At 63.0% G+C, this 7,877-nt stretch carries 13 protein-coding genes; all 13 read left to right on the forward strand.

All coding sequences use genetic code 11. From position 1 onward, the window contains the following. Window positions 1–572: 572 nt before the first annotated feature. Entirely contained in the window at window positions 573–1,091 is a 519-nt protein-coding gene (locus tag AC0KXF_RS14825) for an Asp23/Gls24 family envelope stress response protein (protein ID WP_473109908.1), read from the forward strand. Then, window positions 1,088–1,279, forward strand: a complete 192-nt coding sequence (locus tag AC0KXF_RS14830; protein WP_473109909.1) for a DUF2273 domain-containing protein — start codon at window positions 1,088–1,090, stop codon at window positions 1,277–1,279. Before AC0KXF_RS14825 ends, AC0KXF_RS14830 begins: the two co-directional genes overlap by 4 nt. Further along, entirely contained in the window at window positions 1,276–1,665 is a 390-nt protein-coding gene (locus tag AC0KXF_RS14835; RefSeq protein WP_473109910.1) for an NTP pyrophosphohydrolase, read from the forward strand. The genes AC0KXF_RS14830 and AC0KXF_RS14835 overlap by 4 nt, the downstream gene beginning before the upstream one ends. Continuing rightward, window positions 1,666–2,247, forward strand: coding sequence for a DUF6286 domain-containing protein (locus AC0KXF_RS14840; RefSeq protein ID WP_473109911.1), 582 nt, complete (start codon window positions 1,666–1,668; stop codon window positions 2,245–2,247). It begins immediately after the preceding gene. Then, window positions 2,244–2,861 carry a hypothetical protein gene (locus AC0KXF_RS14845; RefSeq protein WP_473109913.1) on the forward strand — a complete coding sequence of 206 codons (618 nt, stop codon included), beginning with the start codon at window positions 2,244–2,246 and terminating at the stop codon, window positions 2,859–2,861. The genes AC0KXF_RS14840 and AC0KXF_RS14845 overlap by 4 nt, the downstream gene beginning before the upstream one ends. Before the next feature lie 38 nt (window positions 2,862–2,899). After that, window positions 2,900–3,115 carry a hypothetical protein gene (locus AC0KXF_RS14850; protein ID WP_055346121.1) on the forward strand — a complete coding sequence of 72 codons (216 nt, stop codon included), beginning with the start codon at window positions 2,900–2,902 and terminating at the stop codon, window positions 3,113–3,115. 82 nt (window positions 3,116–3,197) lie between these two features. Next, window positions 3,198–3,371 carry a CsbD family protein gene (locus tag AC0KXF_RS14855; RefSeq protein ID WP_473109915.1) on the forward strand — a complete coding sequence of 58 codons (174 nt, stop codon included), beginning with the start codon at window positions 3,198–3,200 and terminating at the stop codon, window positions 3,369–3,371. 71 nt (window positions 3,372–3,442) lie between these two features. Beyond that, on the forward strand, window positions 3,443–3,709 hold the full coding sequence (locus tag AC0KXF_RS14860; protein ID WP_473109916.1) for a GlsB/YeaQ/YmgE family stress response membrane protein: 267 nt from the start codon (window positions 3,443–3,445) through the stop codon (window positions 3,707–3,709). A 122-nt stretch (window positions 3,710–3,831) separates the two neighbouring features. Continuing rightward, window positions 3,832–4,398, forward strand: a complete 567-nt coding sequence (locus tag AC0KXF_RS14865) for an RNA polymerase sigma factor (protein ID WP_473109917.1) — start codon at window positions 3,832–3,834, stop codon at window positions 4,396–4,398. Then, a complete protein-coding gene (locus tag AC0KXF_RS14870) occupies window positions 4,395–5,015 on the forward strand; it encodes an Asp23/Gls24 family envelope stress response protein (protein WP_473109918.1) in 621 nt (206 codons plus the stop codon). The genes AC0KXF_RS14865 and AC0KXF_RS14870 overlap by 4 nt, the downstream gene beginning before the upstream one ends. Then, on the forward strand, window positions 5,012–5,377 hold the full coding sequence (locus AC0KXF_RS14875; protein WP_473109919.1) for a hypothetical protein: 366 nt from the start codon (window positions 5,012–5,014) through the stop codon (window positions 5,375–5,377). The genes AC0KXF_RS14870 and AC0KXF_RS14875 overlap by 4 nt, the downstream gene beginning before the upstream one ends. A gap of 710 nt (window positions 5,378–6,087) precedes the next feature. After that, window positions 6,088–6,633, forward strand: a complete 546-nt coding sequence (locus tag AC0KXF_RS14880; protein ID WP_473109920.1) for a hypothetical protein — start codon at window positions 6,088–6,090, stop codon at window positions 6,631–6,633. A gap of 30 nt (window positions 6,634–6,663) precedes the next feature. After that, window positions 6,664–7,770 (forward strand): fatty acid desaturase family protein, encoded by a 1,107-nt coding sequence (locus AC0KXF_RS14885; RefSeq protein ID WP_473109921.1) that lies wholly within the window; start codon window positions 6,664–6,666, stop codon window positions 7,768–7,770. Window positions 7,771–7,877 lie beyond the last annotated feature (107 nt).

The raw sequence follows: 7,877 nt of genomic DNA on the forward strand, positions 1-7,877 counted from the left end.
CACACGGTGACCGCGTCCACGTCGAGAACGACGTGCCGGACCACCATGCGCTACACCACTATGCGGGACTCAACTCGACGGTTCCGCAGCAACCGGCGCTGCTCGTGGACGCATCGGTTACTGGCAATACTCACAGTCTCGGTTTGCCTCCCCCTATCCGGAGTACTGTCAGGCATAGAGGCTCTAGACCTTCTCGAGCGCTCTACCAGAAAGCAGGGACATCATGTCCGATCCCAAGAACGCAGCACCGAACCCTCAGGCGAAGGAAGCAGCCGGCACCCCGGCCGAGGAGAAGCCGAAGGCGCCGGAGCAGCCCGCGGGCAAGTAGCGTTTAGGCCTCACGGTCACTGAGTTTGAGTCCCTGTTCTCTTCGGAGAGCGGGGACTTCTTCGTGTCGCTGGGGCCGTTAATCGATGGTGTCGTTGTCGATCTTGCTGATGTGCTGGGCTCGTTCGCTCCGCGACTTCGTGACGATCGGTAGCCAGGGACCGTCTCATATGTAGAGCGTCGTTCTTCGCTCGTTGACTGGTGCGGTTTGTAGGCTGCGCTGCTGATGTATGGAGGTAGTTCAGATGGCTACGGATGAGATGAACACGACTATTGCTTCCGAAGGGAGCACCCCCGCGACTCGGGCTGGGAAGACTCCCGGGCACACCTCGCGAGTGGATCGTGTACCTTCGACCTCCCAAGGCGCTGCTGGTGACGACAGCCAGTCTGCGGGACGGACGACGATCGCCGAGGGTGTGGTCGCGAAGGTCGCGGGCATCGCTGCTCGTGAGGTTTCGGGGGTGCATGCGCTTGGCGGCGGAGGGGCGCGTGCATTCGGTGCGATCCGTGACGCGGTGAACGCGACGGATCTCACGCAGGGAGTGAAGGTCGAGGTGGGCGAGACCCAGGCTGCCGCGGATATCACGATCGTGGTCGACTATCCGGCGCCGATCCAGGAGGTCGCCGATAACGTTCGCAGCGCGGTGACCGCGGCAATCACTCGTCTGGTCGGTTTGCAGGTCGTCGAGGTCAATATCGACGTGAATGATGTGCACCTGCCAATCGACGATGCCGACGACGACACCGAGTCGCGCGTCTCATGAGTGCGACGCTGACCGGAGCTCTGGTCGGCGCAGTGTTGGCTTTCGCTGCGCTGATCTTCGGGTTCTGGGGATTCCTACTGGTCGCGCTGCTCATGGTGGTCGGGGCTCTGACCGGGCGAGTGATGTCGGGTCAGCTGGATCTCCGCGCGCTCGCTAGCGCGTTCACGGGGAGGCGAACCTCGTCATGAGCGTGCTGACCGTTGCATCCCCGAGCATTGCGAGCACACCTGATGTTGTTTCGCCGGCGCCTGGGAGCGTTCGGGTGCATGAGCGCGTCATCGACAAGGTTGTTCGGGAAGCGTCAGCGGTCGCGATCGGTGTGTCTCGAGACGACGTGAACGTCGAAACGGCTGAGTGGGGCGGAGGTCTTGCCGTGCGAATCGCGGCGAAGCTCCCCGTCCCCGATCTCAGCGATCTCGAGGCGATCGAGGCTGCGGTGCCGGTCCTCGAACGGGTTCGTGCACTTCAGGCCGAACTCGCTGAAGAGTTCGCGCGTTTGACAGGACGGGACATCCGCCGTGTGTCGTTCACCGTCACGGGAGCGATCATCCCGAAGCGAAAGCGGGTGAGGTAGATGACGAGTGCCGTGCTGAAGCGCGTGGTGCGTCGAGAGACGCACTCTCCGCGCACCGTCTCGACCGTGATCGTCCTTGCGCTAGTCGTAGTTGCTGCGATCTACGTGGGTGTCGAGATTGTCTTACATCTTCTCGGTGTTGGTCCGTTGCTGGTCGCGCCCGGAGCCGCGCTGACGTGGCTGCAGGAGCTGCCGGACCAGCATCAGGGCATGGTCGTCGCAGGAGGACTCCTCGCGGCGGTTGCCGGGGTGGTTCTCGTGTGGTTCGCTCTCGGCGCCGGCCGAAGGCCGAAGCACGAGCTGGGATTCTCCTCGTATGCGGTGCTTGTGGATAACGGAGTGATCGCGTCGTCGGTCGCGGAGCGGGTGCGGCGTGAGCTGGACCTCTCCAAAGGCGCCGTCGTCGTAGGTGTCGGTCACCGCAGCGCGGATATCACCGTCAGGCCAGAGCCCGGACAACCCGTCGATAGGCGTCATGTACGCACGGTGGCCGAGTCGGAACTGGCCAGTTACGAGTTGTCGCCCCGTGTGAAGGTGCGGGCACGAGTCCTGCGTGCCGCAGATGGAGAGGCCATGTCATGAATGCCACGAACCGAGGCGTGAACCGAGCGGTCCTCTTCATCGTCGGCGTTCTGCTGATCGGCGTTGGCGGTGCAACGGTGATGGCCATGTTGTGGCCCGTTGCCGGCGACCTCTGGAAGAGCTGGTCATCGACCGGGGTGGACTGGATGGTGAGCGCGGATCAGGCGTCGCGCATTTCGGAGGCGACTACGGTGAGCTGGTTCACTCTGGCGATCCTCGCTCCGCTGGCGCTGATGGTGGTCATCGCGGTGATCGTCATCGCCCGGCTGGGTGGTGGGCGAAGCAGCGTGGTGATCCGTGAGGAGGCGGAAGGCGAGGTGCCGGGATCGGTCACGATCCGGGGCGGCTTCGCAGCCGACGCGATCACCCAATCGCTCGCGTCGCATGACGAGGTCCTCTCCTCGAAAGTGAACGCGCGCAGACTGTGGGGCGCTGACGTCCTCCATGTGAGTGTAACGCCGAGGCAGAACGTTTCACCTGTCGAGGTCGCCGAAACGGTGACAGGACTCGTCGACCGCCTGGCGACCTTGCTGGGGCGGGAGATCTCGACGATCGTGACAATCCATTCCGGGATCCGCTCGAGACTCGCGGCAGACCAATCCCGAGTGAACTGACCCCCGCGTTACCGGGGCTTGACGAAAGGAAGAACGCGATGCGGAAGAACATCCTGATACTTGCGGTGATCGCTGTTGCCGCCTATCTGGTCGGCGTGGAGTCGGCAAAAGCGCGCGGGAAGAATTACGAGGACCTGCGACACCAGCTCGAACGGCTCTGGACGAACCCAGAGGCGAAGAAGTCACGCAAGCGCATGGCGAAGAACGCCAAGAAGTCGCTCGAGAAGGCACGCAAGAACTTTCTCGGCAGCTAAGGCACAAGAGCAGCAAGGCGCTGCCCCAGAACCTCGCTCCCAGACCCCGGGAGCGTTCCAGAGAATGAAAGGGAATCACACGATGAGCGCTGAAGACAAGATCAAGGCCGCAGCCGACAAGGTCACCGGTCAGGTGAAGGAGACCGTCGGCAAAGCGACCGACGACGACAAACTCGTCGCCGAAGGCAAAGCGGACCAGGCGAAGGGAACCATCAGAGACAAAGTCGAGGACGTCAAGGACGTGTTCAAGAAGTAACCGCGCCATCGGGGCGGGCGAGATTGCCCGCCCCGGTTACCCCGTTTCACTCATTCGAAAGGACTGCTCTCATGGGCTTCTTCAGTTTTCTCATTCTCGGGCTGATCGCCGGCGCGATCGCCAAGCTCATCCTCCCCGGCAAGCAAGGTGGCGGCTGGTTCGTCACCCTGCTGCTCGGTGTTGTCGGGGCGATGCTCGGGGGCTGGCTCGGCGGCCTCATCTTCAACGTCAACCTGCAAGGCTTCTTCAACCTGTCGACCTGGCTGCTCGCGATCGGCGGATCGATCCTGGTGTTGCTCATCTATGGCCTGATCACCGGTCGCCGCACGAAGAAATGACCCAACCTCACAAGCCATGGACGAACTGACGGATACGGGTAAGGATGAGGGCCAACGGACGGTCGTCGCACCGCCCGTTGGCCCTCGAAGGAGAGGTGCCCTTGGTGTCAGGGGGATGAAGGATGAGCAGTGAGCCGTACCGCAACCCGTTGGAGTCAGCGGACGACCGGATCATCGCCGGGCGCGCCGCAGACGGAGACACGGCAGCATTCGCCGCGCTTGTTCGCAGGCACGCCCCGATGATGCGTGCGTATGCGCGTCGAATTCTTCCGGGCAGCGCGGATGTCGACGATGTCGTCCAAGACGCATTCATCACCGCCTGGGATCAGCTGCCGAAGCTGGATGACCCCGGACGTGTGAAGAGCTGGCTCATGCGGATCACCAGCCGCAAAGCGATCGACCGCATCCGATCCACCCGACCCCACTCCGATCTGAGCGAGACAGAGCTACCGGCGCCGGATCTGATGGCCCCGCCGCGACGAGCGGAAGCGCGAGCAGGGATCGCGGCGTTGAGCGACGCGATCAATCGGCTCCCCGACGCCCAGCGTGAATGCTGGGTGCTGCGAGAGCTGGGCGACTATAGCTACGAGGAGATCGCCCAAGAACTGGATCTCCCGGTATCGACGGTTCGGGGATTGCTCGCCCGTGCACGAAAAGACATCATTGTTCGAATGGAGCAGTGGCGATGAACGAACACGATACCCCTGATCCGCTGACCCACGCGACCGAGTTCGAGGATCTCGACGGGCACACCATTGAAGAGCTCTCCGACTACCTCGATGCCGGGCGCACCCCTGTGGATGCTTCGATCGAAGGATCCCCGGGTTGCCGCATCGCATTGGATGCCCTGACCCGTCTTCGAGAGCTCACCCCCGAGCTCCTTGCAGCCGACACCGCTGCAGAACCTGCACCCGACGACACCTGGGTGCAGAGCATCCTCGCCGGCATCACTCTGGACGCACGTGCCGGACGGCGCATCCCACTGCCTGCGCCCGCGCTCGAAGCCGACTTGGGCATCACCGAGGGTGCCGTCCGGGGCGTGATCCGCGCGGCGGAGCACACCGTGCCCGGCGTCGTTATCGGCAAATGCCGATTCGACGGAGATGTCACGGTGCCGGGCGAACCGGTGCGGGTCCGCGTCGATGTCAGCGTGCCCTACGGCGAACCGATCCCGGATCTTGCAGAACGCCTCCGCAGTGAGATCAGTGCACGTGTGATGACACACACCACGCTGAACGTGACCGGCATCGACATCACCGTGCACGATATCCAGCAGCTTCAGAACCGGACAGAAGGAAGCCGATGACCGAGCCGACGGATCAGGCAATGGCCGAGGACATCGAGACTACGATCAGGGCAGTTTCCGGAGTGACTACGATCTTCCGCACTGGCGGCATCATCTCAAAAGTGGTCGATGCTGGTGCTCAGCTCCTCGGAGCTCAACAGAACGAAGCACCGCTTGTCCGCTGGGAGCATACGCCGGACGGCCCGCGAGCAGAGGCCGCGATAGGCGTGCTCGCCGCCGCGGGAGCTGCTGAAACCAGTCGCCGAGTACACGCAGCGATTGCCGCGCTGTGCGCCGATCGCGGCTGTGCCCCTGTGGAGATCCGCCTCACCGTCGTCCACATCGACGAAAGCTCGGAGCTTTCCCGTTCAGACGAGTCGTGAATGGGGACCCATCCGAAGGCCGACTGAAGTATCGCCTCAAGAGTAAAAGCCTCCGCTCGGCACCGGGCGCATCAACGAGTTCGACGGGAGAGCTCCGGCAGAACGGATCTCAAACTCGCAGGATCGACCTCCTCGGAACTGTCGGCAGCTCCCAGGGAGCTGTACCGGTCTCATGCCCCAGTCCGTGGGGTGATGGACGACGGAGCCGGGACCGCGAGTCCTTGCCGGTGCTCAAAATAAGAGTCGGCGCTGCCTGTTGAGCAGTTTCAAGGACGTCACGTTACCCCCGCGAGGTAGCATCCAGTCTGGTCGTCGTCTTGTTCGCGGTTGATCTCGGCCTCCCGGTGGAGGGCGGTCTCTTCGGTGGAGGCGTACGCGTGCCCGGAGTCTGCACAGCGCGTTCCCATCGTTCTGCCCGTTTCCGCGCGCCCCGTCGATGATCCGGGCCTTTCCTCGCGGTGTTCTCCGTCTCACTCATGCCCTCACCGTAACTCGCCCGCATGGTGAGACATTCAGCTTCGACGGACTACGAAGAGACGACCGCGGTACTGTGATGGCCGCCGCACTGTGCTCGTACGGTCGCGCTGAACTCGAGCGCCGCAAGGCACTTGGACCTAGATGAACAGTCTTGAGCGGGGGCTTCCCCGTCCGCCCATTGACAGGGTTGCCGAATCTGTGAGGCGTACATGTAGAGGGCGTATCGTCAGATCATGGATACACAGACAAGAACGAGCGGCGTGGACGCCGCGACGCTGGGCCTGGGATCGGTGCTGGTGGGTTCGTTGCCTGCCACGCTGATGACCGATGAAGCCCCGGATCGATACACGGTGGAGGCCGTGTTCACGCGACGGCCCGAACGGGACGAAGTGATCGAGATTCTGGGGAGCGAGACCCGAGGCTTTCTCGCAAAAGCCGGCTATCCGACCGTGGAGGTGACGATCTCGGACCGTCGCCTCGAGATCGCAAACACGAACCTCGAGGAGTTGCGCGACGGACTTGCGAGCGTTCTCGCGGATCGCCTGGCCGACATCAGCGCAGGGGTCCGGGATCGTCAGGACGCGGCGGCGGTCGTTTTCCAGAACGCGGCTGTGAGCGAGAACGCGCGCACCGCGGCGGTCACCGCTCTCGCGGAATCCGTCACTTTCACCCCGTCCCCAACTGGTCAGGATTCGGCGGGAGCGGAGGCGAACCGTGCCCGGTCGGATCGCGCTCAGATCGATGACTGGACCGATGAGGGCGGTCACGGACGTTCCTGACGCCCAAGCCCGCAGGATCTCAGGTGCATCATGAACCAGTATCGTTCGACCCGGACTCCACGAACTAGCCGGCCAGTCAATGGCAAGGGCGGGAGCGAGTTCACGACATTGGCGAAAACAATCCGAGAACAGGGGTTGCTGCGTCGCCGGTACGGGTACTACTGGACGAAGCTGATCGGGCTGCCCCTGGTCCTCGCCGGCGGCTTGTTCGCGTTCGTTTGGATCGGTGATACCTGGTGGCAACTGTTCACCGCGGCGTTCCTCGCGATCCTCTTCACCCAGATCGCGTTCCTCGGCCACGATTCCGCGCATCGCCAGATATTCGTGTCGGGGAAATGGAACGACTGGGTGAGCATCGTCCTCGGCGACCTCCTGGTCGGTATGAGCTACGGGTGGTGGCAGCATAAGCACACGCGCCACCATGCAAACCCGAACAAGTTGGGCGCCGATCCTGACATCGACCTTCCGGTGATTGTCGTCACTCCGGGTCGAACACCTCCGAAAAGCCGGACGCTGAGATGGCTGCGGGCGCATCAGGGCGTGTTCTTCTTCCCGATCCTGCTCCTGGAAGGGGTCTCGCTGCACGCATCCGGGGTGCGCCGCGTGCTCGCAAGGGGTGAGCTGAAGCGGCGTTGGGCAGAGATCGTGTTTCTGCTGATCCGGCTGACCGGGTTCCCGGTGCTGGTGTTCATCGTGCTCTCGCCGGGAATCGCGTTCGCGTTCCTCGCCGTGCAACTCGGCGTGTTCGGGTTCTATATGGGAGCCTCGTTCGCGCCGAACCATAAAGGGATGCCTGTCGTGCCGAGAGATGCGAGCCTCGATTTCCTGCGGCGTCAGGTGATGATGAGCCGCAACATCCGCGGTACCCGTGTTCTCGATACCGCTATGGGCGGCCTGAACTATCAGATCGAACACCACCTGTTTCCCTCAATGCCTCGCCCGCATCTGCGCAAGGCAGCACCGATCATCGCCGAATACTGCCGAACCCACGATGTCCCGTACTTACAGACGGGCCTGTTCGCTTCATACGCCACTGTCGTGCGCTACATCAACCGTGTCGGGCTCGGGGAACGCGACGTCTTCACCTGCCCGCTCATCGAACAGCGCAATCACTTCACGATGCCAGCAGCATCGTGAAGTTTCCTCGCACAGACGAGACGGCGAGTCGGGCCTTGACCCTTGATCGTGGACACGGTGTTACAGGTGGTTATGCCGCCATGGGTAGCGTAGCGGAGGTGTTGGCC

The organism is Leucobacter holotrichiae (assembly GCF_055791005.1).

Bases quoted from the DNA above. Each gene is read 5' to 3' on its own strand.
- AC0KXF_RS14825 (WP_473109908.1), top strand. From the start codon at position 573: ATGGCTACGGATGAGATGAACACGACTATTGCTTCCGAAGGGAGCACC.
- AC0KXF_RS14830 (WP_473109909.1), top strand. From the start codon at position 1,088: ATGAGTGCGACGCTGACCGGAGCTCTGGTCGGCGCAGTGTTGGCTTTC.
- AC0KXF_RS14835 (WP_473109910.1), top strand. From the start codon at position 1,276: ATGAGCGTGCTGACCGTTGCATCCCCGAGCATTGCGAGCACACCTGAT.
- AC0KXF_RS14840 (WP_473109911.1), top strand. From the start codon at position 1,666: ATGACGAGTGCCGTGCTGAAGCGCGTGGTGCGTCGAGAGACGCACTCT.
- AC0KXF_RS14845 (WP_473109913.1), top strand. From the start codon at position 2,244: ATGAATGCCACGAACCGAGGCGTGAACCGAGCGGTCCTCTTCATCGTC.
- AC0KXF_RS14850 (WP_055346121.1), top strand. From the start codon at position 2,900: ATGCGGAAGAACATCCTGATACTTGCGGTGATCGCTGTTGCCGCCTAT.
- AC0KXF_RS14855 (WP_473109915.1), top strand. From the start codon at position 3,198: ATGAGCGCTGAAGACAAGATCAAGGCCGCAGCCGACAAGGTCACCGGT.
- AC0KXF_RS14860 (WP_473109916.1), top strand. From the start codon at position 3,443: ATGGGCTTCTTCAGTTTTCTCATTCTCGGGCTGATCGCCGGCGCGATC.
- AC0KXF_RS14865 (WP_473109917.1), top strand. From the start codon at position 3,832: ATGAGCAGTGAGCCGTACCGCAACCCGTTGGAGTCAGCGGACGACCGG.
- AC0KXF_RS14870 (WP_473109918.1), top strand. From the start codon at position 4,395: ATGAACGAACACGATACCCCTGATCCGCTGACCCACGCGACCGAGTTC.
- AC0KXF_RS14875 (WP_473109919.1), top strand. From the start codon at position 5,012: ATGACCGAGCCGACGGATCAGGCAATGGCCGAGGACATCGAGACTACG.
- AC0KXF_RS14880 (WP_473109920.1), top strand. From the start codon at position 6,088: ATGGATACACAGACAAGAACGAGCGGCGTGGACGCCGCGACGCTGGGC.
- AC0KXF_RS14885 (WP_473109921.1), top strand. From the start codon at position 6,664: ATGAACCAGTATCGTTCGACCCGGACTCCACGAACTAGCCGGCCAGTC.